This is a genomic window from Pseudomonas glycinis, from assembly GCF_054871425.1.
Genome location: NZ_JBTYHF010000005.1, coordinates 1 through 24,787 on the forward strand (window position 1 = coordinate 1; position 24,787 = coordinate 24,787).

The 24,787-nt window shown below is 60.6% G+C and carries 25 protein-coding genes and 1 pseudogene; 15 read left to right on the forward strand and 11 right to left on the reverse strand.

Features of this window, described 5'->3' with window-relative positions:
• Together ACYSTU_RS13035 and ACYSTU_RS13040 are read right to left on the reverse strand one after the other, a co-directional pair.
• Positions 1-323: hypothetical protein (locus ACYSTU_RS13035; RefSeq protein WP_498999120.1), on the reverse strand; the 323-nt coding region annotated here is incomplete at its 3' end.
• Positions 324-447: 124 nt separating this feature from the next.
• Positions 448-1,017, reverse strand: coding sequence for a chorismate mutase (locus ACYSTU_RS13040; protein WP_498999123.1), 570 nt, complete (start codon positions 1,015-1,017; stop codon positions 448-450).
• A gap of 199 nt (positions 1,018-1,216) precedes the next feature.
• Between ACYSTU_RS13040 and ACYSTU_RS13045 the strand changes: the two genes are divergently transcribed.
• From ACYSTU_RS13045 to ACYSTU_RS13060, 4 genes are all read left to right on the forward strand, one after another.
• Positions 1,217-2,575: an MATE family efflux transporter gene (locus tag ACYSTU_RS13045; RefSeq protein WP_130927307.1), complete on the forward strand. Its 1,359-nt coding sequence runs from the start codon at positions 1,217-1,219 to the stop codon at positions 2,573-2,575.
• Between the two features lie 88 nt (positions 2,576-2,663).
• Positions 2,664-3,689 (forward strand): acyltransferase family protein, encoded by a 1,026-nt coding sequence (locus ACYSTU_RS13050; RefSeq protein ID WP_051600475.1) that lies wholly within the window; start codon positions 2,664-2,666, stop codon positions 3,687-3,689.
• A gap of 60 nt (positions 3,690-3,749) precedes the next feature.
• The gene (locus ACYSTU_RS13055; protein ID WP_498999127.1) at positions 3,750-4,307 is read left to right on the forward strand and encodes a YceI family protein; all 558 of its coding nucleotides are present in this window, start codon (positions 3,750-3,752) and stop codon (positions 4,305-4,307) included.
• 87 nt (positions 4,308-4,394) lie between these two features.
• Positions 4,395-5,081: a GNAT family N-acetyltransferase gene (locus ACYSTU_RS13060; RefSeq protein WP_125927896.1), complete on the forward strand. Its 687-nt coding sequence runs from the start codon at positions 4,395-4,397 to the stop codon at positions 5,079-5,081.
• 63 nt (positions 5,082-5,144) lie between these two features.
• Here the strand turns inward: ACYSTU_RS13060 and ACYSTU_RS13065 are convergent, their stop codons facing one another.
• Positions 5,145-5,585 (reverse strand): hotdog fold domain-containing protein, encoded by a 441-nt coding sequence (locus tag ACYSTU_RS13065; protein WP_498999131.1) that lies wholly within the window; start codon positions 5,583-5,585, stop codon positions 5,145-5,147.
• 159 nt (positions 5,586-5,744) lie between these two features.
• Here ACYSTU_RS13065 and ACYSTU_RS13070 point away from each other — a divergent pair, with 159 nt between their 5' ends.
• On the forward strand, positions 5,745-6,377 hold the full coding sequence (locus ACYSTU_RS13070) for a TetR/AcrR family transcriptional regulator (protein ID WP_024013378.1): 633 nt from the start codon (positions 5,745-5,747) through the stop codon (positions 6,375-6,377).
• A gap of 217 nt (positions 6,378-6,594) precedes the next feature.
• Here the strand turns inward: ACYSTU_RS13070 and ACYSTU_RS13075 are convergent, their stop codons facing one another.
• The 3 genes and pseudogenes from ACYSTU_RS13075 to ACYSTU_RS13085 form a co-directional block, all read right to left on the reverse strand.
• Positions 6,595-7,719 carry a DmpA family aminopeptidase gene (locus ACYSTU_RS13075; protein WP_498999136.1) on the reverse strand — a complete coding sequence of 375 codons (1,125 nt, stop codon included), beginning with the start codon at positions 7,717-7,719 and terminating at the stop codon, positions 6,595-6,597.
• Positions 7,720-7,792: 73 nt separating this feature from the next.
• Positions 7,793-8,302, reverse strand: a pseudogene (locus ACYSTU_RS13080) (extracellular solute-binding protein); the annotation flags it as partial.
• Between the two features lie 191 nt (positions 8,303-8,493).
• Complete coding sequence (locus tag ACYSTU_RS13085) at positions 8,494-9,435, reverse strand: class I SAM-dependent methyltransferase (RefSeq protein ID WP_498999139.1); 942 nt, start codon at positions 9,433-9,435, stop codon at positions 8,494-8,496.
• On the opposite strand from ACYSTU_RS13085, the gene ACYSTU_RS13090 reads away from it, so the two are divergent.
• From ACYSTU_RS13090 to ACYSTU_RS13110, 5 genes are all read left to right on the forward strand, one after another.
• Entirely contained in the window at positions 9,434-9,616 is a 183-nt protein-coding gene (locus ACYSTU_RS13090; protein ID WP_122508048.1) for a hypothetical protein, read from the forward strand. The two genes, ACYSTU_RS13085 and ACYSTU_RS13090, sit on opposite strands and share 2 nt — an antisense overlap.
• Positions 9,617-9,634: 18 nt before the next feature.
• Positions 9,635-10,048, forward strand: coding sequence for a response regulator (locus ACYSTU_RS13095; protein ID WP_016775233.1), 414 nt, complete (start codon positions 9,635-9,637; stop codon positions 10,046-10,048).
• Between the two features lie 56 nt (positions 10,049-10,104).
• Positions 10,105-10,773, forward strand: a complete 669-nt coding sequence (locus ACYSTU_RS13100; RefSeq protein WP_498999144.1) for an HAD-IA family hydrolase — start codon at positions 10,105-10,107, stop codon at positions 10,771-10,773.
• Positions 10,774-11,123: 350 nt separating this feature from the next.
• Positions 11,124-11,921, forward strand: a complete 798-nt coding sequence (locus tag ACYSTU_RS13105; RefSeq protein WP_110600877.1) for an SDR family NAD(P)-dependent oxidoreductase — start codon at positions 11,124-11,126, stop codon at positions 11,919-11,921.
• A gap of 21 nt (positions 11,922-11,942) precedes the next feature.
• Positions 11,943-12,353, forward strand: coding sequence for an SRPBCC family protein (locus ACYSTU_RS13110; protein ID WP_123442154.1), 411 nt, complete (start codon positions 11,943-11,945; stop codon positions 12,351-12,353).
• Positions 12,354-12,484: 131 nt separating this feature from the next.
• Here the strand turns inward: ACYSTU_RS13110 and ACYSTU_RS13115 are convergent, their stop codons facing one another.
• Positions 12,485-13,879, reverse strand: coding sequence for a sensor histidine kinase (locus tag ACYSTU_RS13115; RefSeq protein ID WP_110600882.1), 1,395 nt, complete (start codon positions 13,877-13,879; stop codon positions 12,485-12,487).
• Positions 13,857-14,540 (reverse strand): response regulator transcription factor, encoded by a 684-nt coding sequence (locus tag ACYSTU_RS13120; RefSeq protein ID WP_016775228.1) that lies wholly within the window; start codon positions 14,538-14,540, stop codon positions 13,857-13,859. Before ACYSTU_RS13120 ends, ACYSTU_RS13115 begins: the two co-directional genes overlap by 23 nt.
• Before the next feature lie 308 nt (positions 14,541-14,848).
• On the opposite strand from ACYSTU_RS13120, the gene ACYSTU_RS13125 reads away from it, so the two are divergent.
• The 4 genes from ACYSTU_RS13125 (at position 14,849) to hcnC (ending at position 19,170) form a co-directional block, all read left to right on the forward strand.
• A complete protein-coding gene (locus ACYSTU_RS13125) occupies positions 14,849-15,778 on the forward strand; it encodes a hypothetical protein (RefSeq protein WP_016775227.1) in 930 nt (309 codons plus the stop codon).
• A gap of 419 nt (positions 15,779-16,197) precedes the next feature.
• Entirely contained in the window at positions 16,198-16,512 is a 315-nt protein-coding gene (locus tag ACYSTU_RS13130; protein WP_123442157.1) for a (2Fe-2S)-binding protein, read from the forward strand.
• A complete protein-coding gene (gene hcnB, locus ACYSTU_RS13135; protein WP_498999152.1) occupies positions 16,509-17,918 on the forward strand; it encodes a cyanide-forming glycine dehydrogenase subunit HcnB in 1,410 nt (469 codons plus the stop codon). The genes ACYSTU_RS13130 and hcnB overlap by 4 nt, the downstream gene beginning before the upstream one ends.
• The gene (gene hcnC / locus ACYSTU_RS13140) at positions 17,911-19,170 is read left to right on the forward strand and encodes a cyanide-forming glycine dehydrogenase subunit HcnC (protein ID WP_498999157.1); all 1,260 of its coding nucleotides are present in this window, start codon (positions 17,911-17,913) and stop codon (positions 19,168-19,170) included. Before hcnB ends, hcnC begins: the two co-directional genes overlap by 8 nt.
• Positions 19,171-19,359: 189 nt before the next feature.
• Here the strand turns inward: hcnC and ACYSTU_RS13145 are convergent, their stop codons facing one another.
• The gene (locus ACYSTU_RS13145; protein ID WP_498999159.1) at positions 19,360-21,168 is read right to left on the reverse strand and encodes a monovalent cation:proton antiporter-2 (CPA2) family protein; all 1,809 of its coding nucleotides are present in this window, start codon (positions 21,166-21,168) and stop codon (positions 19,360-19,362) included.
• Positions 21,169-21,419: 251 nt separating this feature from the next.
• On the opposite strand from ACYSTU_RS13145, the gene ACYSTU_RS13150 reads away from it, so the two are divergent.
• Positions 21,420-22,334 carry a LysR family transcriptional regulator gene (locus ACYSTU_RS13150; RefSeq protein ID WP_016775221.1) on the forward strand — a complete coding sequence of 305 codons (915 nt, stop codon included), beginning with the start codon at positions 21,420-21,422 and terminating at the stop codon, positions 22,332-22,334.
• On the opposite strand, the gene ACYSTU_RS13155 is transcribed toward ACYSTU_RS13150, so the two are convergent.
• Together ACYSTU_RS13155 and ACYSTU_RS13160 are read right to left on the reverse strand one after the other, a co-directional pair.
• Entirely contained in the window at positions 22,324-23,094 is a 771-nt protein-coding gene (locus ACYSTU_RS13155; RefSeq protein WP_056789012.1) for a substrate-binding domain-containing protein, read from the reverse strand. The genes ACYSTU_RS13150 and ACYSTU_RS13155 overlap by 11 nt on opposite strands.
• A gap of 12 nt (positions 23,095-23,106) precedes the next feature.
• On the reverse strand, positions 23,107-24,399 hold the full coding sequence (locus tag ACYSTU_RS13160) for an MFS transporter (protein WP_016775219.1): 1,293 nt from the start codon (positions 24,397-24,399) through the stop codon (positions 23,107-23,109).
• Between the last annotated feature and the right edge of the window lie 388 nt (positions 24,400-24,787).

Here is a 24,787-nt window from a genome sequence, read left to right on the forward strand (position 1 = left end):
TCAGCGACGCGGCGTTCGATCAGACGATCAGAGCCACCTTCAGCAACGCGACGTTCGATCAGACGATCAGAGCCACCTTCAGCAACGCGACGTTCGAGCAGACGATCCGAACCACCTTCAGCAACGCGGCGTTCGAGCAGACGATCCGAACCACCTTCAGCAACGCGGCGTTCGAGCAGACGATCCGAACCACCTTCAGCCAGACGGCTTTCGATCAGCTTGTCCGAGCCGCCTTCAGCGACCAGGGTGTGAGCAGGCGTTACTGCAAAAGCGTTAACTGCGAAAACCGAGAAAGCGATGCCGAGAAGGGTTTGGCGTTTCATGATCGTGTGCTCCAGAAAGTTGTTTGTTTGTCTGGAGCCGATGTTACGCCGCGCAGTTTTTATGAGAACTTCATTGACGTGATGGTGAACATCGACGCCGATGATGTTTGCCAGGAGCGTTGATTCAGAGCGCTTTCGCCCGAATGCACAACTCGCCGCTGGCACGAATCAGCGCCAGGTCGTGCAGCAAATCGGCGGCCAGACCGTTGCGGACATCGGCCAGCCATGCCGGGCAATTCGGATCCTGGCGATAGGGCGCGAAGGCGGCGTACTGCTGCAACAAGCGCTTTTGCAGTTCATCCAGGCGCGGGCGGATCTGTTTGCCCAGATCCGGACGCGGTGTGTCCGGTGCAGCACCTGCCGCTTGCCATTGCGCGAGCAGACCGTATTGCACCAGTTTGTTCGCTTCCATCTGTGCGGCGATCAGTTGCGCGACGTCGTCCGGATCGAGTTTGTGTTCGGTGGCCAGAGTTCGGGCATTGGCGATGACCTGCGCCTCGCGCGGGCTGTCCTGAATAGGCTTGCCGCTGTCCCATTTGGTCAACGCAACCAGATCACCGATGCTCAGGCGTTCATTCAAAGTGGCCAGTAGCGGTTTCAACGAAGCAGGCGCCGCTGCGGGTGCGGCTGCCTGAGTGTAGGCGGCCGACAGAGCGAGGAGGGAGCCAAGCAGAAAATTTGCAACGTTACGCATGAACCGAGCCTCAATAGTACGTGTCGACAGAGTCGCTGATTTACCACAGCCGCAACACTGACACAAAGCGATGCACGGCATTTACACAAATGCAAAACAGACAATCAACACCGTCTGGAAATGTTGATTGCACGCTGCACGCAACTCACCGAAGCTATCGTCAATCAGGCCTGCCGCCGTCGAGATGGACCTCCATTCAATGCATAGCGCCACCTTCGCCAAACCGCTCTGGCAAACCTATCTGCTGTTTCTCGCGCCGATGGTGCTGTCGAACTTCCTGCAATCGATGTCCGGGACGGTCAACAGCATCTACATCGGTCAGATGCTCGGCACCCAAGCGCTTGCGGCCGTATCCGGCATGTTTCCTGTCGTATTCTTTTTCATCGCCCTGGTCATCGGCCTCGGCGCTGGCGCGGGCGTGTTGATCGGTCAGGCGTGGGGCGCGCGCGAAACGCATATGGTCAAAGCGATTGCCGGAGCGACGTTGCTGCTGGGTGTGTTGATCGGTTTGGTCGCGGCGGTGCTGGGCACGGTGTTTGCGCGACAGGCACTGACGGGGTTGGGCACGCCGGCGGATGTACTCGATGACGCGGTGGACTATGCCCGCGTCATGTTGTGGATCCTGCCGTCGTTGCTGGTATTCGTCCTGTTTACCCAGTTGTTGCGCGGTGTCAGCGATACGCTGTCGCCACTGCTCGCGCTGATCGTCTCCACCGCCGTGGGGCTGGCGCTGACGCCAGCGCTGATTCGCGGCTGGCTGGGTTTGCCGCCATTGGGCATTCAGAGCGCGGCGTATGCCGGGCTGGCGGGGAATCTGTCGGCAATGGCGTGGCTGGCCTGGCGGCTGATTCGCAAGGGCCATCCGCTAGCGCCGGATCGAGAGTTCTTCGCCGCGCTGCGATTGGATCGGGCCATTCTCGGCAAGGTCCTGCGCATCGGCCTGCCCACCGGGGTACAGATGATCGTCCTGTCGTTATCGGAGCTGGTGATCCTGGCACTGGTCAATCAGCACGGCTCGCAAGCGACAGCGGCGTATGGCGCAGTAACGCAGATCGTCAACTATGTGCAGTTTCCGGCGCTGTCGATTGCAATCACCGCATCGATCCTTGGTGCCCAGGCAATCGGCGCCGGGCATCTGCAACGCATGGGTCCGATCCTGCGCACCGGGCTGTTGATCAATGTGTGCCTGACCGGTGGCCTGATTGTGCTGGGTTATCTGTTATCGCACTGGTTGCTGGGCCTGTTCCTCACCGAGGACTCGACCCGGGCGATGGCCGAGCACCTGCTGCATATCATGCTCTGGAGCCTGTTGGTATTCGGTTTCCAGGCCATCATCGGCGGGATCATGCGCGCCAGCGGCACTGTCCTGGTGCCGGTGGTCATTTCGATTATCTGTGTGGTCGGCGTGCAGTTGCCGGCGGCTTACTGGCTCGACGGGCAGTTCGGTTTGCAGGGTGTGTGGATGGCGTTCCCGGTTGCCTATTTGGGGATGCTGATACTGCAGACGCTCTATTACAAACTGGTCTGGAAGCACCAGAAGATCGAGCGGTTGATTTAGGCACGGCGGACAAACATTTCTCTGTCCCCCGAGACGAAAGCATCGTAGCGTATGCGCCCACAACAATAAGGGAATGACGAGGGTTCAAGTGGGAGCTTTTCGACTGCTGTTGGCGGTGTTGGTCGCTGTATCTCATATGGGCAAAAAGTTCGCCGGACTGAATCCTGGTGTGATCGCCGTTATCTCGTTTCTTATCATCAGTGGATTCGTCATGGCTTCGCTCATCGAGCGAAACTACCGTGAGCCGAGGAAGATCGGTCTGTTCTATATCGACAGGGCTCTGAGGTTGTATCCGCAATTTCTGGTCTACTTCGTCGCCTCGTGTCTGGTTATTCATTTTCTGTTGCCCGGTACGCCCCAAGCGGCTGAGCTGACATGGAAAACCCTATCCACCAGTTTGCTCATGCTACCGCTTGGCTATTACATGTTCGGCGTCGGCGGGACCGAGATCCTGCCACCGGGCTGGTCGCTGGGGCTGGAAATGAGTTTTTATCTGCTGATCCCGTTTCTGCTGATTTTCAAAGCGCAGGGTGTCGCCTTTGCGGTATCGGTCGGGATTTTTCTGCTGGCGTGCCTTGGCTTTATCAATACCGATATCTATGGATATCGTTTGCTGCCGGGAGTGTTGTTCATCTTCCTGTGCGGCTGCTATCTGTACCAACGCAATCTCAGAGCAATGATCGTTGTCACCGGCACAGCCGTTGCGGCGGGACTGATGTTTGTGGCGATCATGGTCGGGTGGATCGAGCGTCGTCCGTTCAATGCCGAAGTCACTCTCGGTATCGCCGTGGGCATTCCTTTGGTCTACCTGTTGACCAAACTGAAATTCCATCGGATGGACGAGTTCCTGGGCAACATCAGTTATGGCGTGTTTCTCAACCACTTTGTGGTGATGTATCTATTGCGAGGTTTTTGGCCCGTCGCGTATGACGCCAACGTTGTCGGAGCGGTGCTGGCGTTGTCATTTTTCTGCAGTGGCCTGACGTATTACTGCGTCGAGCGTCCGGCGCTGAAGTTGCGTCACCACCTGCGCGGCAGGGCGAAGGAAAGGCTGGTTCAACCGGGTAGCGCCGAGAAAATTTTATCCCCTGTGGGTGAGCGTGAACTGGCATAACGCTCGGCTGTTTGCTTAAGTCAACCAAGGCCCTCGACGACACGCCGCCCGGAGAATTCCATGACGTTGCGATTGCTGCTGGTTGCCGCGTTTACATCGTGCGTCATGGCCGGTGCGCAGGCGGCTGAATACAACCGGGTCAACACCAGTGCCAGCCAGATCAGTTTCACCTACAACCAGATGGGCTCGCGAATGTACGGCACCTTCGGCAGGTTCGAGGCGGCTCTGGATTTAGATACCAACAACCTTTCCAACGCCCGTACCACCTTGCATATCGACCTGAGCAGCATTGACGCCGGCAGCGAAGATGCCAATACCGAGCTGGTGAAACCCGCCTGGTTCGATACTGAAAAATTCCCGCTCGCGGTATTCGAGTCCCGCCGTTTCACCCAGGTGGCCGAGCATCGTTACCAAGTCGCCGGTCAGCTCACGCTCAAGGGCATCACTCGCGAGGTCGAGGTGCCGGTGGAGTTGAAACCGGACAACGCCATCGGCATCTTCGACGGTGAGCTGGTGCTCAATCGAGAGGAGTTCAGCCTCGGCGCAGGGGAGTGGGCTGACAGCGTGGTGTCGAGGGACATCAACATCAAATTCAGGGTGGTGGCGCCACAACAGTGACGGTTCAATAGATCCGGCACGGTATGATGTCGCGGTTCGTCGACGGCTCTGATCATCGGCAACGTTTTTTATCGCCGGAGTTTGCCCATGCCACGCATCACCCACTACACCTCCCCATGCCCGGAAAACGTCAACAGCCAGATTCTGCAAATGGTCGTCGATTACCTGACCGACATCAGTGCTGTCGGCCTCGGCCCGAGCAATCTGCTGTACAACGTTTATCAGTACGCGGTGGGTTACGAGGTGCACCTGTACCTCGAGGCGTTGAACGGCCAGAAGGGCACCGAGGTGGAATTGCTGGTGGCCACTGACGATGAGGATCCAGAGCAAGTCATCGGATTTCTCATCTGTCTGCCGGTGCAGGGCGATTGGGAGGCGTGCAGCGTCGCGTACATGGCGGTGCGTGAAGGCCATCGGCGCCAAGGTGTGGCGCGGGCGATGCTCGCGGACATGGTCGGGCGCTATCCGCATGCGGAACTGGCCTGCAGCATTGGCAAGGTCCCGTATTTCGAGGCACTGGGTTTTGAAGTGATCGGCCAGCGCGAAACCCAGGTGCTGATGAGCACGCGGCATTACCGCAGCAACGGCCTGCGCGGGTTCATCGACACCACGCCGATCTATCGCTCGCTGGAAGTGCAGCAGATTCACACCTATCTGCTGCAGAAGAACGGCAAGCGCGCGATGCTCGATGCGGAAAAACAACGCGACCGCCATCTGGACCAGACCAGCCGCCACGTAGAAGAATTTGTCCGTCAGCGCCTGACCCTGCACTGATCGTCGGCCAATCAAAAGCCCTTGCTGCGCATCCCGCGGCAAGGGCTTTTTTGTATCTGCTTCTCAACCGAGCTTGACGTTCATGGTGATACGCGCGGTGAAGACTTTTTTACCCTCGCAATCGTGAATGTCGACGTTGACTACCTTGTCGCCATCACTTTGCCAATCCACACCTTCAGCGCTGGCCACGGCGGTGACGTCGGTTTTCGCCTTGGCCAGATATTCCACGGTCATGCCTTTGGGAATCCAGCGCGCGCCGGCCGGGATCGACACGTCGGTCATCATTCCGCCGGCCAGTTCTGCCGCGTTGCACATGGCGATCGCGTGCACCGTGCCGAGGTGGTTGGTGATTTCCTTGCGAAACGGCACGTGCACGGTGGCGGCATTCGGGCGCAACTCGAAAATCAGCGGATTGATGCTGCTGAAATACGGGGCGAACTGGCAGGCCATTTTGCTGAATGCATCCGGGCCGACGCTGTTGAACATACTGAGAGATTGACTCATGGGAAGCCTCGCTGGGTAGTTTGCAGAATTATGTTCCGTTACAGAATAATGTTCTGTAACGGAACGGTATTCTGTTCACGGTAAATCTGTCAACCTAGGCGCGATTTGTTCACGGGCACGTGACGCCTTTATCAACCTCCGTTTTTGGACCCGAGCAGCATGGACACCGCCGATTTACTGGAACGCAGCTACCCCGGCCGCCGCGCCGAACTCAAACGCGATATCTTTCGCAAGGCCCTGAGCCTGTTCAATGAACAGGGGATCGAAGCCACCACCATCGAAATGATCCGTGCCGAGTGCGACACCAGCGTCGGCGCGATCTACCACCATTTCGGCAACAAGGAAGGGCTGGTCGCGGCGCTGTTTTTCACCGCGCTGGAGGATCAGGCGCGTTTGCGTGATGCGTATCTGGACGCGGCCAATACCACTGAAGAAGGCGTGCAGGCGCTGGTCTTCAGCTATGTCGACTGGGTCGAGCAACAGCCGCAGTGGGCGCGATTCCAGTACCACGCGCGGTTCGCCGTGACCAAAGGCCCGTTCAAGGACGAGCTGGCCGAGCGCAACAAGACGCGCAACCTGCGTCTGCGCCAATGGCTGACGCAATCGGGTCGCGCCGCCGAACTGCAGGATTTGCCTGCCGAGCTGCTGCCATCGCTGATCATTGGCCAAGCGGACAGCTACTGCCGAGCCTGGCTGGCAGGGCGAGTGAAAGGCAGCCCGAGCGCCTATCGCGAAGTGCTCGCGCAAGCGGCGTGGCGTTCGATACGCGCCGAAGGTCTCGCCGAGAACTGAAATACGCAGACAAAAAAAGAGCCTCAAAGCTCTTTGATGGGGAGGAAGTAGAGCCCGTGAGGCTCAAGAGGCGTGTGAAGCAAAGCGTGGGCTTGATTGGGGTTCAGAACACCCACGCCTACGCAGCGCCGGATCAATCCAGTCACCGCGTAGCTTCATCCTAGGAGCGTGCAATGGACGACTCAAGTACCGCCAGTCGTCCTTGCACAATGCCGGTTCATGCCGGGCGCGATCCCGGCCAACCGGATTTTTTCAGCGCCGCCAGAAGCGTCTGCCCATCCAGGCCCGGCACCGAATGGCCGTTGCCCTCGCTGCTGTCGCTGGCGAGCAGGGCATTGATGATCGCTTCTTCCACGGCTTCGGTCGCGGCCAGAAACAGCTCGCTGATGTGGTCGTTGTTGACCATGCGCAAACCGTCGCAGGTGGCTGCGCGTTTAGCCTCGTAAGCGGCGGGCGGGACGTGATCATTGCCAGTGGCGAAGGCAATGAAGATGTCACCGCTGTGGTCTTCGTTACCGCCGCCGGTACGCGCCAGGCCCAGGCTGGCACGCTGTGCCAGACGCGTGCATTGATGGGGCAGCAGCGGCGCATCAGTCGCCAGGCAGACGATGATCGAGCCCATGCCCGGGTGCGGCAGCGCTGCCCGCAGGAACGGTGAATCCTTCTGTTCCATATAGCGCCCGACCGGGTAACCATCGACGCGTAATTCACTGCGAATGCCGTGGTTGGCCTGCACGATCGCGCCAACGGTCCAGCCTCCCTGGGCGGCACTCAGACGTCGCGATGCGGTGCCGATGCCACCCTTGAACTCATGGCAGATCATGCCGCTGCCACCACCGACCGCACCTTCGACTACCGGCCCATCCACGGCGCCGTTCAGTGCCTCGGCGACATGCTCGGGCTTGACGTGAAAGCCGTTGATGTCATTGAGCAGTCCATCGAAGGTCTCCAGCACCACCGGCATATTCCAGTAAAGCCGCCCGTCATCCGGCTGCTGCTCTCGGTCCAGCACAATCAGCGCATCACGCACCACACCGAGGCTGTGGGTGTTGGTAAAGGCAATCGGACTGGTCAGCAGACCGGCCTCGCGAATCCATTCCAGGCCGGTCGCATCACCGTTGCCATTGAGCACATGTACGCCGGCAAAGCACGGTTGCTGGCTGGTCGAGCCTGGGCGCGGCTCGATCAGCGTGACGCCGGTGCAGATGTCACGGCCGCTGCTGCTGCGACCGCGTACATTGCTGTGACCGACGCGCACCCCCGGCACATCGGTAATGGCGTTGAGCGGGCCGGGTTGCATCTGGCCAATCAGGATATCGAGATCACGGGCACGCGGATTCATAAGATTCAGTCTCTTCATTGAAAAGGTCAGGCGGCTTACCGCTCGGATAAGGCAGGCAGATTTCTTGCGCGGGTTACTGGCCGTTCTTGACCTTGCTCCACACCCGCGTACGCACGCGTTCGGCGGCTTTGGGCAAGGGTTCGAGGGTGTAGAGGGTGGCCATGGCGGCAGGGGACGGGTACACCGCCGGGTTGTCGCGAGTGGCTGCTGCCACCAGCGTTGTCGCGGCGCGATTGCCATTCGGGTACGACAAGTGATCACTGACCGGCGCGATCACTTCCGGTCGCAGCAGGTAATCGATAAACGCCAGGCCTTGGGCGCGATTGGGGGCGTCCTTGAGCAGCACCAGAGTGTCGAACCACACCGGCGCGCCTTCCTTGGGCAGGCTGTAGGCGATCTTTACGCCGTTATTGGCCTGCTCGGCATTGGTCTTGGCTTCGAGCATCGCCCCGGACCAGCCAACCGCCACGCAGATATTGCCGTTGGACAGATCGCTGATGAACTTCGAAGAGTTGAAGTAGGCGATGTGCGGGCGCAGCTTGAGCAGCAATGCTTCGGCTTTTTCGTAGTCCTCGGGATCGGTGATCACAAGCTCAACGTCACCGGGCATGGTGAGTTGTTTGCATTGGTGCTGCGGCCGACGGTTTTTTGATCAACACAGAACTTGTGTGGGGGCGAGCCTGCTTGCGAAAGCGGTGTATCAGTCAACAAAATTGTTATCTGACACTGCGCTTTCGCGAGCAGGCTCGCTCCCACAGGTGAACTTACGCTGTGTCAGTGGCTGCGCTGGAAGACCAGGGCTTTCAGGCCGCTCTCTGGATCGATATCGGGAAACTCCGGCGGGTTGTCCAGCCGATGCTCGAAGCGCAGGCTCGGCGCTTCCTGGGTCACGCCATCAATCAGAAAGTCGGAACCGAACGACGGATCGTTCATGCACGCCAGCACCGTGCCTTGCGCGGTGAGCAGTTCCGGCAAGCGGCGCAACACCCGTTGATAATCCTTGGTCAGCAAAAAGCTGCCTTTCTGAAACGACGGCGGGTCGATGATCACCAGATCGTACGGGCCGCTGTTGATCACCTTGCCCCAGGATTTGAACAGGTCGTGACCGAGAAAGCTGACCTTGCTCAGGTCGTGGCCGTTCAAACGGTGATTGTCGCGTCCACGGCTCAGCGCGGCGCGGGACATATCCAGGTTGACCACATGGCTGGCGCCACCCTCGATTGCCGCTACGGAAAAGCCGCAGGTGTAAGCGAACAGGTTCAACACCCGCTTGCCCGCTGCCTGTTCACGGACCCAGTTGCGTCCGTAACGCATATCGAGAAACAGCCCGGTGTTCTGCTTGCGCCCCAGGTCGACGCGGTACTGCAAGCCACCCTCGACGATGGTCATTTCTTCGATTTCCTCACCGATCAGCCATTCGGCCGTGCTCTGCGGCAGATAACGATGCTGGATCAGCAAAGTGTGCGCGCCGGACTGCTGCCATTCGGCCGAGGCGGCGAGTCGCAGCAGTAAATCCCGCAGATCCTGCAGTTGCTCAGGCGCCGGCTCCTTGAACAGCGACACCAGTACCACGCCCTGCAACCAGTCCACGGTCAACTGCTCCAGCCCCGGCCAGCAGCGTCCGCGCCCGTGAAACAACCGACGGGTTTCGCTGGGCGCCGCCGCGAGTGCGGGTAGCAAATGAGCGTGGAGGGTAGCGAGGGCTTGAGGGTTCATGGATTACGGTTCGGCCGTTCAAAGGGCCGGCATTTTAACCACAAATGAAGGTTTTCGACGGGCGCTGCGCTTCGAAAAACAACACCTTGGCGAAATCTGCTGTATCAAAAGTGAATTTCTACAAGGCGCGCTGCTCATACCTGATAAGCAGCGGATTCAAAACCGCTTATCAAAAATGTAATTCGGGGGAGTGCTGTTCATGTGCCCTACACCTACGTCGAGCGCGCACCTTCCTGGCGGGTTGATTCTGGTTGTCGAGGACGATCCGTTGATTCTGGAGTTCCTTTGCGAAATTCTCCAGGAGGAAGGGTTCAAGGTCGAACCGCAAACCAGCGCCGACGCCGCATCCTTGTATCTGGAAAAGCACGCAGCGGACGTCGCGCTGTTGCTGACCGACATCACCATGCCCGGCACGCTTAACGGTGCCGACCTGGCCAATCTGTTCGGCGACCGCTGGCCGGAGAAACCGGTGATGGTCATGTCCGGCTATGAAACGCCCGAGACCTCCGGGGTCAAGCACTCGGTGGCGTTCATCAAGAAGCCGTGGGCGATCGGACAGTTGCTCGATTGTGTGGAAAGCGCGTTCAAATCCAAGGCGCCGCAGTTGCACTGACAAGTGCTACATTGCCGGGCCAGGCTGCCCGGCCAACTGTCAGAGGATTTGCTCTCTTGTCTGCACAAGCATCGGTTTTTGATCGCGCGTTCGGCGCGTTCCTGTTCGACATGGACGGCACCGTCCTCAACTCCATCGCCGCCGCCGAGCGCATCTGGTCAGCGTGGGCGGTGCGCCATGGCGTTGATGTCGAGACGTTCCTGCCGACCATCCATGGGGCGCGGGCGATCGACACCATCACCCGGCTGAATCTGCCGGGGCTGGATGCTGAGGAACAGGCGGCGTTCATCACCGCAGCGGAAATCAATGACGTTGAAGGCATTGTCGAGATCCCTGCGGCGGCAGCCTTTCTCAACGCGCTGCCGAAAAATCGTTGGGCGATGGTGACGTCGGCCCCTCGCGATCTGGCGTTGCGGCGGATGGCGGCGGCGGGTATCCCCGAGCCGGCGGTAATGATCACGGCGGAAGATGTAAAGGCTGGCAAGCCTGATCCTGCGGGGTATCTGTTGGCTGCAAATAAGCTGGGAGTCGAGCCGGCTGACTGTCTGATTTTTGAAGACGCCACGGTTGGTATTCAGGCTGCGGAAGCGGCGGGCGCTGCACTGATGATCATCACCACCACGCACCAGCACCCGATCGAAACGGCGCATGCGACGTTGGCCAGTTACGATGCGATCGGCGTCAGGGTCGGCGCCGATGGTCTGCTTCGTCTGACGGAAATCTGATCTGTTCCTAAATGCCCCTCACCCTAGCCCTCTCCCGGGGGAGAGGGGACTGACCGGGGGATATTCAGGTAATACGCCGACGTGAAAGGTCTTCTCTGAATCCATAATCGCTATGGTCTTTCAGGTCGAGGGCAAACTCAGCACAACTCGATAGGTTCCCTCTCCCCCGGGAGAGGGCTAGGGTGAGGGGCTACGGTCTGCCAGACACAGGGGATCGTCGATCAAACCACATCCCCGTCACCGGTCGGCAGCTCAACCATGCCGGCAATATCACAACTACGCTGATCCATGCTTGTGAAATCGTCGCCAAAGTCGAGCGCGGTGGAACTCCTTGCTAACGAGGTAAACGCATGAAGATCGATCTGAGTGGAAAACTGGCCATTGTCAGCGGCAGTACCGGCGGCATCGGTCTGGGCATCAGCCAGTCGTTGGCCGAAGCCGGGGCGACGGTGGTGGTCATCGGTCGCGACACGGCCAAGGTCGAGCAGGCGCTGGCGAGCATTCGCCAAGCGGTGCCCAGCGCGCAGTTGCGGGGTCTGAGCGCCGATCTGGGCACGGCCGAGGGCGCGGAAAAGCTGTTCGCCGCCGAACCGCGCGCGGACATTCTGGTCAACAACCTCGGCATCTTCAACGACGTCGATTTCTTCGAGACTCCCGACAGTGAGTGGACGCGCTTCTATGAAGTCAACGTGATTTCCGGCGTGCGCCTGGCGCGGCATTATGTGCCGGCGATGGTTGAGCAGGGTTGGGGCCGGGTGATCTTTCTGTCATCGGAATCCGGGGTGGCGACGCCGGCGGACATGCTCAATTACGGCGTGACCAAAAGCGCCAACCTCGCGGTGTCCCACGGCTTGGCCAAACGTCTGGCTGGCACCGGGGTCACGGTCAATGCGATCCTGCCGGGACCGACTTTCACCGACGGCCTGCAGGACATGCTCAGAGACGCGGCCGCCGAATCCGGGCGCGACCTGCGCGACGAAGCCGACGCCTTTGTGCGCAAGGCCCGTCCGACTTCGATCATCCAGCGCGTGGCGGATGTTTCGGAAGTGGCGCATCTGGTCACGTACATTGCTTCACCGCTGTCCTCGGCCACCACGGGCGCGGCCTTGCGCGTCGATGGCGGTGTGGTCGACAGCCTGACAATCTGAATTTTCCGAAAGAGAGGTTTTATGCCAACAGCATCTGCAACCATCGACATCCCGGCCGCGGCCGATCAGGTCTGGCAATTGATCGGCGGCTTCAACACGCTGCCGGACTGGCTGCCGTTGATTACCAACAGTGAACTGAGCGAAGGCGGGCGCGTACGCACCCTGCAAACCGCTGACGGCGGCGTGGTCGTCGAACGTCTGCAGACCTTCGATAACGCCGCCCGAACCTACAGCTATTCGATTGAACAGGCACCGTTCCCGGCCAGCGATTATCTCGCGACGATCAAGGTTGAAGCCCAAGGGCAGGGCGCGCGGGTGACGTGGTCGGGGCGATTTAATGCGGTGGGCGTGAGCGATGAAGAGGTGGTGGCGTTGTTCAACGGCATCTACCAGGGCGGGCTCGAAGCCTTGCGGGCGAATTACCCAACCTGAGACGCAGATCGTTCCCACGCTCTGCGTGGGAATGCAGCCCGGGACGCTCTGCGTCCCATTTCGAAAGCCGGAACGCGGAGCGTCCCTTGAGGCATTCCCACGCGGAGCGTGGGAACGATTGGCGCGAGACGTCAGGCCTGACTGATCAAACTCTGCCGACAATCCAGCACCAGTTTCGCCCCGCCCAGATCGCTGCTGCCGACTTCAAGACTGAAGCCGTGCAAGCTGACAATCGCCGCGACAATCGACAGCCCCAGACCGAATCCACTCTGCGGCTGGCCACCCTCGGTGCGGTAAAACCGCTGGAACACCGCCTCACGTTCAGCCTCGGGAATCCCCGGGCCTGAATCGTGAACCTCGATCCGCGTCTGGCCATTAGCATTGACCCCACGCAACATCACCGTGCCGCCGGGCGGGGTGAATTTGATCGAGTTGCTCAGCAGGTTCGCCAACGCTTCGAACAGCAACGCGCGGTCGCCATTGAGCGGCGGCAGCGTCTCCGGCATGTTCAGTTGAAAGCGCAGATCGCCTTCCTCGGCCAGCGGCAGATAGAACTCGTGCAACTCCTCCAGCAAACGCACCGGATCAAGTTCGACGAAACCTGAGCGGCGCTGGCGATCTTCCAGTTCGGAAATCCGCAGCAGTCCGCGAAACCGCGCCATCAGCGTGTCCGCCTCAGCCAGTACCAGATCCAGTTGCGCCGCTTCTTGCGAACCTTCACCCGCCTGTTGCTGCATCCGATACAACTGCGCGCGCAGGCGGGTCAGCGGTGTGCGCAAGTCGTGGGCGATGTTGTCGCAGACACCTTTGACCTCGTTCATCAAGCGCTCAATGCGCTCGAGCATGGCGTTGACGATGGCGGCGAGCATGTCCAGTTCATCGCGGCGATTGGACAGCGGCAAGCGGTGCGTCAGGTCGCCGGCAACGATGGCCTGGGCGCTGTTCTGAATCGCGCGGATGCGCTGCAACGGTCTACGCCGCAGCAGATGCCAACCGGCGACCCCGGGAATAATCGTCAGCGAAACCCCCCAGAACAACGCGTGCAAAATGATCCGCGTCACCGCGAACAGCGAGCCATTGTCACGCAGCAGCACCAGCCAGCGACCGTCGCGAGTCTGGGTCGCCACAGCATCGCAGCTGTCGTTCGGCAGGGTCGGGTCATCGGAATCGGCGCACTCGGCGAGCATATGGATCTTGCCATCGAGCGGCAGTCCTTCGGGAATTTGCTGAAGTGCGCCGCCCAGGTAAACGCCGTCAGCGCTGAACAGACCATAGGCGTCGATACCACGAATATCGAAGGTCATGCTGGCCGCGAGGGCGTCTTCGAGTTGCTCGCCGCGAAAATGCGAGAACAGATGCTGGCGTTGCATCAACGAATGTTTGGCCAGTTTGTCGAGGTAGCCGGATACCTCGTAGTACATGACCCCCATGAGGATCGCGCTCCAGGCCACGAACAGCGAGCTGTACAGCGCCAGCAAGCGGCTGCTGGACGAGCGCCAGCCGTCAGACGGGTTCGGCAATGACATAGCCGGAGCCCCGTACCGTGCGGATCAGCGGAACGTTGCCGGCTGCGTCGATCTTTTTGCGCAGCCGGCCGATATGCACGTCGATGAGGTTGGTGCCCGGGTCGAAGTGATAACCCCAGACCTCTTCGAAAATCATCATCCGCGAGAGAATCTGGCCGCTGTTGCGCATCAGGAACTCGAGCAGTTTGTATTCGGTGGGCAGCAGCGTCAGCACCTGTCCGGCGCGGCGGGCTTCATGGCTGATCAGGTCGAGTTCGAGGTCGGCGACGTTCAATGTCGTGGCCTGGGTGGCGACGCTGTTTTGCCGGCGCAGCAACACTTCGACCCGCGCAGCCATTTCATCGGTGGCGAACGGTTTGGTCAGGTAGTCATCGCCACCGGCACGCAAACCGCGCACGCGCTCATCGACATCGGAGAGGGCGCTGATCATCAGAATCGGCGTCGCCACGCCCATGGTGCGCAGGGTGGTGACGATGGCCAGACCATCCAGCTCGGGCAGCATGCGGTCGAGGGTGATCAGGTCGTAGTTGCCGCTCACGGCGCGGTCGAGGCCTTCGCGGCCATTGTCGACCCAGTCGACATCCAGCCCGTGGCTGCTCAGTTCGGCAACGATTTCCCGCGCGGTCACGGCGTCGTCTTCGATGGTCAAGATACGAGTCATAGGCAGGCCTGCTGATCGGTTCAAACGGAATGGCAGCATTTTGCCAAGAATTTACCGTGACGCTTTAAATTAACTTTCATCTTCGTCGCGACGGTGAAGCGGAACTGATCGGATTTGCCAGTCAGTCATCAATGCAGAAAACCCGCAGGCGCTGACCGTTTATTGCAAATTGCACGGATCAGCGAAGTTCAAACTTTATAACCTGTTGAAAATAAACAGGTTATTTACTTTCTGTAACTGGCACGGTCACTGCAATTCCTCACCTGACGAGTTGTAACACCATTTTTCATGCCTGGAGCAGTACAACAATGAATAGATCCCCTGATGGCTATTATCCTGCCGTGGAAGAGTCGAGCAGCGTCTCAGGCGTGTCCTGGGGCGCGATCTTCGCCGGTGCTGCGGCGGCCGCTGCGCTGTCGATGATTCTCGTGCTGCTCGGTTTCGGTCTGGGCTTTTCGGCGGTTTCACCGTGGGCCGGAGAGGGCGTCAGCGCCAAGGGCCTGGGTATTTCGACGATTGTCTGGCTGGCTGTGACGCAGATCATTGCTTCCGGCATGGGCGGCTACATTGCCGGTCGTCTGCGGGTGAAATGGGCGAACATGCACGGTGACGAAGTCTACTTCCGTGACACCGCCCACGGCTTCCTCGCCTGGTGCGTCGCCACGCTGGTCACCGCTGTGCTGGTGGTCGGTTCGGTCAGCAGCGTCGTAAGCGGCGGTGTGCAGGCTGGGGCTAACGTCGTCGGCGGTGCTGCCGGTGCGATGAGCCAGGCCGCCGGTTCTGCCGCAGCCAATACTGATAGCGATCAGTACGGCTACTTCGTCGACAGTCTGTTCCGTGACGACCGTCCGGCTGCCGTCAGCGATGACGCCGCACGCGGCACCGTGACCCGCATCTTCGCCCAGAGCCTGGCCAACGGTCAGCTCAGCGCCGAAGACCGCACCTACCTCGCACAACTGGTGTCGCAACGTACCAACCTGAGCCAGGCCGATGCTGAACGTCGTGTCGACGAAATCTACGCCAACACCCAGAAAGCCATCGCTGACGCGAAACTGAAAGCCCAGCAAGCCGCCGACACCGCCGCGAAAGTCGCTGCCTACACCTCGCTGTGGATGTTCGTCGCGCTGCTGGCCGGTGCGTTCTTTGCCAGCCTCGCAGCCACCTTCGGCGGTCGTCGTCGCGATGCGGTCGAGTACGTTGAAGTCGACACCTACACCACTACCACTCCGGTCCGTTAAAAAGGAGAGTCACCATGCGCTCATTACTGCTATTTTTCCTCGGCGTACCGATCCCGATCATCATCCTGATCGCCCTGTTCGTACACTGATCCCTCTGAGGCAGGATGCCTCTGCCGCTTTCATCTTCGGGTGAAAGCGGCTTTTTGCTTTCTGCGGGGCCAGTTCGTCTTCTCCAATTGATCGTTGTCCATCCCGCCATTTTCACTGGCCTGGATCAATATTTCCCCTGGCGATATCGCCTACCGTAAATGATCCAGGCCTTTGCTGAGGTATGAGCTACAGTGCTTGTCGCGCACCTTGTTGCGCTGACGAAGTATCCGCGTCGACGTTGAAAACACAGCAATAAAAGCGTCGACGAGGCGTAGTGCAGCAAGGAGCTGTCACAACCTCAACTGAATCTTCACGGACGAACACCGTAAATGAACTGCCTAGAAAGAACCTTCGATATCCAGCCCTTGGTGCAGGCGGACATGACCGTGCACATCAACGGCCAAGCGGTCAGCGCCGCCATTGGCGAAACCGTTCTCAGCGTCATCCAGTCCCTCGGCGTGCGCCAGATCGCACGCAACGATCACGATCAGATCAGCGGCGCCTATTGCGGCATGGGCGTGTGCCAGTGCTGCCTGGTGAAAATCAACGGTCGGCACAAGCGCCGCGCCTGCCAGACTGTGGTGCGCGACGGCATGCTGATTGAAACCCGAGTCAACCGCGTCGTCGCGCAGGAGGTTGTATGAGCGTGCAACCGTTGATCGTCGGCGGCGGGCCGGCGGGGATGGCGGCGGCCATCGAACTGGCGCGCCACGGCGTGCGCTGCACCTTGCTCGAAGAGGCTTCGCGCCTCGGCGGTGTGGTTTATCGCGGGCCGTTGCGCGATGGCGTGCAACTGGATTATCTCGGGCCGCGTTATTCCGAAGCACTGGACAAACTGCACGGTGAATTCCAGCAGCAGTCAGGGCTGATCGACGTGCGCCTCAACCATCGCGTGGTCGGCGCTGAAGGCACTCGCGCTCTGGTGGTGCTCGATGGCGATGAACAGCTGCACGAGATGGCTTATCCGCAACTGCTGCTGGCCGCCGGTTGCCATGAACGCAGCGTGCCGCTTCCCGGCTGGACGTTGCCGGGAGTGATTCTGCTCGGCGGCCTGCAATTGCAGATCAAGAGTGGCGTGGTCAAGCCGCGGGGGCCGGTGATCATCGCCGGCACCGGGCCGTTGCTGCCGCTGGTTGCGACCCAGTTGCATGCCTCCGGCGTGCGTGTCGCTGGCGTCTACGAGGCGTGTGCATTCGGCAAGATCGCCCGCGAGAGTCTGGCGCTCTTGAACAAGCCGCAGTTGTTTCTCGACGGTTTGAGCATGCTCGCTTACCTCAAGTTGCACGGCATCCCGATGAACTACGGTTGGGGCGTGGTCGAAGCCCACGGCGAGGGCGAATTGAAAAGCGTCAGCGTCGCGCCGTATTCGTCGACGTGGGAGGCAGATCTGTCGCGGGTCGAGCGTTTCGAAGCGCAGACGCTGGCGGTGGGTTACGGTTTTATTCCGCGCACGCAATTGAGCCAGCAGATGGGCCTTGATCACGGCTTCAGCGACGATGGCTACCTGCGTGCTAACGCCAATGTCTGGCAGCAAAGCAGCGTGGCGCATGTGCATCTGGCCGGCGACATGGGCGGGATCCGCGGCGGCGAAGCGGCGATGCTCGCCGGCAAGATCGCCGCCACTTCGATCCTGCTGCAACGCGGTGTGCTCGACGCCGAGCTGGCCCGGGTGCGCCGCGATCGCTACGCGAGCAAGCTCAGAGCCATCGTGCGCTTTCGTGCGGCGGTGGATCGCTACACCGAGCGCGGCGTTGGTCAGATCGCTTTGCCCGCAGCCGACACGGTGATCTGCCGCTGCGAACATGCGACCCGCGCCGACATCGATCTGGCGCTGGAGCAGGGTGTGCAAGACATCGCCAGCCTGAAAATGCGCACCCGCGTGAGCATGGGCGATTGTCAGGGGCGGATGTGTGTCGGCTATTGCAGCGATCGCTTGCGCCAGGCCACCGGACGTCAGGATGTCGGTTGGCTGCGCCCACGCTTTCCAATCGATCCGGTACCGTTTTCCGCGTTCCAGTCTCTCGGCACGGAGGGCGCTTGCCATGAGTAAGTTCTACGACGTGGTCATTGCCGGTGGCGGCGTGATCGGCGCCTCCTGCGCCTACCAATTGTCCAAGCGCAAAGATCTGAAAGTTGCGCTGATCGACGCCAAGCGCCCCGGCAACGCGACCCGCGCGTCGGCGGGTGGTTTATGGGCGATCGGCGAATCGGTCGGCCTCGGCTGCGGGGTGATTTTCTTTCGCATGATGTCGGCCAACCGCAAGCGCGAAACCCAGGGCGCCGCAGTCGCGGTGGACGCCAGTACCCCGCATATTTTGCCAGCGTCGTTTTTCGATTTTGCCTTGCAATCCAACGCGCTGTACCCGGCGCTGCACCGCGAACTGAAAGACAACCACGGCATGGATTGCAAGTTCGAGAAGACCGGATTGAAATTCGTGATCTATGACGACGAAGATCGGCTCTACGCCGAGCACATCGTCGGCTGCATTCCGCATCTGGCCGATCAGGTGCGCTGGCTCGATCAGGCGGCGTTGCGCGCGGCGGAACCGAGTGTCAGCCATGAGGCGCGCGGGGCGCTGGAGTTTCTCTGCGATCATCAGGTCAGTCCGTTCCGCCTCGCCGATGCTTACATGGAAGGCGCGCGGCAGAACGGCGTCGACATCTTCTTCAACACCAACGTCACCGGCGTGCTGCATCACGGCACTCGCGTGACCGGCGTGCAGACGGCAGAAGCGGGCGTGTTTCACTGCAAGACGCTGATCAACGCCGCTGGTGCCTGGGCGGCGGATTTGAGCGATTGGGCGACGGGAATTCGTATTCCGGTGAAACCGGTGAAAGGGCAGATCCTGCTGACCGAGCGCATGCCGAAAATCCTCAACGGCTGCCTGACCACCAGCGATTGCTACGTGGCGCAGAAGGACAACGGCGAAATCCTCATTGGTAGCACCACCGAAGACAAAGGGTTCGACGTCACCACCACCTACCCGGAAATCGCCGGGCTGGTGCAGGGCGCGGTGCGCTGTCTGCCGAAGCTGGCGGACGTCAATCTCAAGCGCACCTGGGCGGGACTGCGTCCGGGCTCTCCGGATGAGTTGCCGATTCTCGGTCCGATGCGTGGGGTCGAGGGTTATCTGAATGCTTGCGGGCACTTCCGCACCGGCATTCTGACGTCGGCGATTACCGGGGTGTTGCTGGATAAACTGGTGAATGACGAACCGCTGCCGCTGGATATCACACCGTTTCTGGCGGATCGGTTCGCAGTTGCAGCCGTCGAGCCGGCGCCCGCGCTGGAACTGGCCTGACCCTCTCCCACATGATCGTTTCCACGCTCTGCGTGGGAATGCCTCAAGGGACGCTCCGCGTTCCAGCTCGGGAAGTGGAACGCGGAGCGTCCCGGGCGGTGTTACCAAGCGGAGCGTGGGAACAATCAAACTGACACGACGCTTTCGCGAGCAGGCTCGCTCCCACAGTTGGATCTGGGCAAGGCACGATCAGGACTTGCGGGATTCTTCTTCGAGTTGATCCGATTCAAACAGTTTGGCCAGTTCCGCCCGAGCTTCCTGGGCGGTCTGCAGGACTTTGGCGGCGTCGTCGTAGACGGCGTGTTGCGCCTCCAGCACCTGTTCGTCGTGATGCTTGAAACGCTTGATCCGCGCATCGGCCTGGGCTTGGGTCAGACCGAGGCCGACCAGCGTGCGCCGGCTCATTTCCAGGCTCGAATAATAGGTCTCACGAATCGCTTCCGCGCCGACATCCACCAGGCGATGCACGTGCTGACGGTTACGCGCGCGGGCGATGATTTTCATGTGCGGATAGAGCTTGTGCACCACTTCGGCAGTCTTGATGTTGGTCTCCGGATCGTCCGTGGCAATGACGAAATATTCCGCCTCGCCGACCTTCGCCGCGTGAAGGATTTCCGGGCGCATCGGGTCGCCGTAGAACACCGGTACGCCGCCGAAGCTGCGTGACAGTTCGATGGTTTCCACCGAGGTGTCCAGCGCGACGAACTTGATGTTCTGCGCGCGCAGAATCCGCGCCACGATCTGGCCCATCCGGCCCATGCCGGCAATCACCACGCGCGGTGCTTCGGTGTCGATTTCGCGGAATTTCTCCGGCACTTCCACCGGCTGCACTTTCGGGCTGACCAGACGCGCGCAGATCAACAGCAGCAACGGCGTCAGCGCCATCGACAGGGTGATGGTCAGCACCAGCAGGTCGTACAGACGCGGCTCGAACAGGCCCTGATCGCGACCGATCTTGAACACCACGAAGGCAAACTCACCGCCGGCAGCGAGGACGATGCCGAGGCGGATTGCGCTGATCTTGTTCAATCCTCCTGCCAGGCGCCCAACCACGAACAGCAGCGGCAACTTCAGACCGATCAGCAGCAGGGTCAGGCCCAGCACGGTGATCGGCGCGCTCAACAACAGGCTGAGATTGGCGCCCATGCCGACGCTGATGAAAAACAGCCCGAGCAGCAGGCCCTTGAACGGTTCGATCTGCGCTTCCAGCTCATGCCGGTATTCCGAATCCGCCAGCAGCAGACCGGCGAGAAACGCGCCCAACGCCATCGACACGCCGACCAGATCCATCAGCCACGCCGTGCCGATCACCACCAGCAACGCCGTGGCGGTGGACACTTCCGGCAGCCCGGTTTTCGCCACCACGCGGAACACCGGACGCAGCAGATACCGCCCGCCGATCACCACCACGGCAATGCCGCCGAGCACCTGCAAGCTGTGACGAATATCGTCGGCGGTACTGGTGTGGTGATCGACGCCGGCGAGCAGCGGCACCAGGGCGATCAATGGAATCGCGGCGATGTCCTGGAACAGCAGAATCGCAAACGCGAGACGCCCGTGGGGGCTGGTCAGTTCCTTGCGTTCGGCGAGGCTTTGCAGGCCGAACGCCGTGGAGGAGAGCGCCAGACCGAGGCCCAGCACAATGGCGCTGTTCAGCGGCTGGCCGAACACCGACAGTGCCAGCACGCCAATCACCGATGCGGTCAACAGCACCTGTGCCAGACCGACGCCGAACACCGATTTGCGCATCACCCACAAGCGTCGCGGCGACAGCTCCAGGCCGATGATGAACAGCAGCAACACCACGCCCAGCTCGGAGATATGCGCAACGCTTTGCGGGTTGCCGATCAGGCCGAGCACCGACGGGCCGATGATTACCCCGGCAAACAGATAACCGAGCACCGCGCCCAGTTGCAGACGTTTGGCCAAAGGCACGGTGAGCACGGCCGCGAACAGAAACACGACAGCGGCTTGCAACAGATTGCCTTCATGGGGCATTGGAACGACTCCTGACTACGGGTACGGCGAGGGTGACAAGGATAAAGGGTTACGCGGTCTCCAGACCATTCGAGATCCAATGTGGGAGCGAGCCTGCTCGCGAATGCGCTGGGTCAGTCACCTATGCATTGACTGATGCCCCGCATTCGCGAGCAGGCTCGCTCCCACAAGGGCAGCTTCTATCAGGCCTGTAATAATTTGCATCAACTGGTTACATTTATAACCCCTGCGCATCAATTTCCGGAAACGCCATGGCCATCAACTTCGACCTCAACGACCTGCAAGCCTTTCGTGCGGTGGTCGAGCAGGGCAGTTTTCGCAAGGCTGCCGACACCGTGCGCCTGTCGCAACCGGCGCTCAGCCGGCGCATCGAAAAGCTCGAAGACGCCCTCGGCGTGAAACTGTTCGAGCGCACCACGCGCAAGGTCAGCCTGACCCAGGCCGGGCGCGGCTTCATGCCCAGCGTCGAGCGCTTGCTGGATGATCTCGACATTGCCTTGCTCGGCATCAGCGAAGTCGCCTCGACGCGCTTGGGCCATGTCACCGTCGCCTGCGTGCCGTCGGCGGCGTACTACTTCATGCCCCGCGTGGTCGCGCGCTATCACCAGCAGTTTCCACGGATCAAGGTCAAAGTCCTCGATTCCAGCGCCCACGATGTGTTGAGTGCGGTGGTCAATGGCGAGGCGGATTTCGGTTTGAGTTTTCTCGGCACGCAGGATGCCAAAGTCGAGTTCGAACCGCTTGTGCAGGAGTGCTACGTTGTCGCCTGTCGTCGCGATCATCCACTGGCCGGGCGCAGCAGCGTCAGTTGGGACGAGTTCTATCAGCAGGATTACATCGCGCTGGACAAGACTTCGGGCAATCGCTTTCTGCTCGATCAGGCCTTGGGCGGGGTGGTGCCGCAGCGGCAGAGCATCTGCGAGACGCGGCATGTGACGACGATGATCGGCTTGGTGGAGGCGGGGCTGGGCGTGGCGGCGGTGCCGTTGATGGCGATGCCCGGGCCGGATCATCCGATCCTGACGCGGGTGCCGCTGATTGAGCCGCAGGTGATGCGCAGTGTCGGCATCATCAAACGCCGGGATCGCACGTTGACCCCGGCGGCTTTGGAACTGGAGCGGCTGGTCGTGGAAATGCGCGTCCAGCCGCCAACGATCAACGCTTGACCGAATCCAGCCCGGTGGCCTGCACGTCAGCCTGAGCGGCCGGTGCAGCGAGGTAGGCGAGCAGGGCCTTGGCTTCTTGCGGATGCTCGGCCTTGACCGGAATGCCAGCGGCAAAACGCGTCACCGACTGCACCGATTCCGGAATCTTCGCGACGAAGCTCACGCCCGGCACCGGCAGCAATTCGCTGACCTGCTGGAAGCCCAACTGATAGTCGCCAGTGGCGACCACCGAGCCGACCGGGATCCTGGCGATCATCTTGGCTTTCGGTTTCAACTGATCTTCGATGCCGAGTTTCTTGAACAGCTGCTGCTCGATGTACACGCCGCTGGCGCTGTCGGAGTAGGCCACCGACTGCGCGTCGAGCAGGGTTTTCTTCAGGCCGTCGACGCTGCTGATGTCCGGTTTCGCCGCGCCTTCACGCACCACCATGCCGATCCGCGAATCCGCCAGTTCAACGCGGGAGGCCGGGTCGACTTTGCCTTGTTTGATCAGCTCATCGAGGGCGTAACCGACCATGATCACCACGTCGGCGTGCTCACCGCGTGCCAGACGATTGGGAATCGCTTCCGGCGCCTTGCCCATCGACGGGCCGAGGCTGGTGGTGAGCGTGTTGCCCGTTGCGGCGGCGAATTTCGGCCCGAGGATCTTGTAGGCGGCAGTGAAACCACCGGAGGTCATCACGCTGAGTTCTTCGGCCTGGGCCGCGAAGTTGAAGGCGAGACCGGCGAGCAGGGCGGTGACAGTAAAGAGTTTTTTCATGGCAAGTATTCCTCAGGCCGCGACAGGTTGCAGACGACCACCGGCACGGCGGTACAGATAAAGCGTGGCGCACAGGGCGCAGAGGGCACCGATGCTCATCCAGTAACCTGGCGCGGCTTTGTCGCCGGTGTACTGGATCAGGAAAGTCGACATCGCCGGGGTGAAACCGCCGAAGATCGCGGTGGCCAGGCTGTAGGCCAGGGAGAAACCGGCGACGCGCACTTCCACCGGCATGATTTCGGTCAGCGCCGGAATCATCGCGCCGTTGTACAAGCCGTAAATGAAGGACAACCACAGCAGCGACAGCAGCATGTTGGTGAAGCTCGGCGCCTGCACCAGGAACGACAGCGCCGGATAAGTGGTGGCCAGCGCCAGCAAGGCCATGCCTATGAGCACTGGGCGACGACCGATACGGTCGGACAACGCACCACCAATCGGCAGCCAGAAGAAATTCGACACGCCCACCAGCAGCGTTACCAGCAACGCGTCGGAAGTGCTCAGGTGCAGCACGGTTTTGCCGAAAGTCGGCGCGTACACGGTGATCAGGTAGAACGCGGTAGTGGTCAGCGCGACCATCAACATCCCGCCGAGCACCACGCCCCAGTTCTGGCCGAGGGTGCGGAACACTTCGCGCATGCTTGGACGGTGTTTACGCGCGGCGAACTCTTCGGTTTCCGCCAGGTTGCGGCGCAGGAAGAAGATGAACGGGACGATCATGCAACCGACGAAAAACGGAATGCGCCAGCCCCAGGCCGCCACGGCTTGCGGCTCCATCCACTGGTTCAGACCGTAGCCCAGCGCGGCAGCAACGATGATCGCCACTTGCTGACTAGCCGACTGCCAAGCAGTGAAAAAGCCTTTGCGACCCGGCGTGGCGATCTCGGAAAGGTACACCGAAACGCCACCGAGTTCGGCGCCGGCGGAGAAGCCTTGCAGCAGCCGCCCGATCAGCACCAGTGCCGGGGCGAACAGGCCAATGGTTTCGTATCCGGGCACCAGCACAATCAATATCGTGCCGCTGGCCATGATCGACAGGGTGACGATCAGACCTTTGCGCCGGCCGACATCATCGATGTAGGCGCCGAGCACGATGGCGCCGAGCGGACGCATCAGGAAGCCTGCGCCGAATACTGCGAAAGTCATCATCAGGGAGGCGAACTCGCTGCTCGCCGGGAAGAACACCGCCGCGATCTGCGTGGCGTAGAAGCCGAACAGAAAGAAGTCGAACTGTTCGAGGAAGTTGCCCGAGGTCACCCGGAAGATGGCACCGGCCCGCGAGCCGTTGGTTGGGATTGAGGCTGTCATTGAAAAGTACTCCACCGCTTTTATGACGTGCGCTACGGAGAGGCGGCGCACGGTTTTTATTGAGGTGGATGGTGGCGCAGATGTAACAATCTGTTAATTGCATTGTTGGCATGGATTGATGCGTGGGGCGGATCAATGGCTTCAGTGCTTGGCGCATTTGTGGGAGCGGGCCGGCTCGCGAAGGCTTTCCGTCAGTTGGCGACGATGGCGGATGTGCCGGCGTATTCGCGAGCGGGCTCGCTCCCACAGGGGATCGGTGGTGATCAGAGAATCAGCGTCCGCCAAGACTTGTGGGAATGGAGCTCAGGTCAAAAACTGTGGTGTAACACCAACCCTGTGGGAGCTGCGGTGCGACGATTCGAGTTGCCAGCGATGGCGGTCTGATGGA